Annotated in this window: 1 protein-coding gene; it reads left to right on the top strand. The window is 61.4% G+C overall.

The window, feature by feature from the left end:
- Window positions 1-259: RHS repeat domain-containing protein (locus BFP93_RS01425; protein ID WP_141687924.1), on the top strand; the 259-nt coding region annotated here is incomplete at both ends.

Genomic DNA, 259 nt, shown 5'->3' with positions numbered 1-259 from the left:
TTGTGGCGGTGGACTACCAGGTTCATCGCGCCAAAGGCCATGAACCCTTCGTGTGGGTGACCGAGCAGAACGTCGTTTCCTACGCCTACGACGACGCCGGACGACTGGTGTCGGCGACCAATGCCGTCGGTGAACGCGAGGCTTATCGGTACGACGAACAGCACGTCATTCTTGAGCGGCAATTGGCCGGTGGGGCGAGTTTCTTTTGGGCGTGGGAAAGGTCTGGTAAAGCCGCGCGCTGTGTCCGGCACTGGGCCAG

The sequence above is a fragment of the Pseudomonas sp. 44 R 15 genome, assembly GCF_900004965.1.
Taxonomy (GTDB): domain Bacteria; phylum Pseudomonadota; class Gammaproteobacteria; order Pseudomonadales; family Pseudomonadaceae; genus Aquipseudomonas; species Aquipseudomonas orientalis_A.
This window is presented reverse-complemented; position numbering and strand designations above follow the sequence as displayed.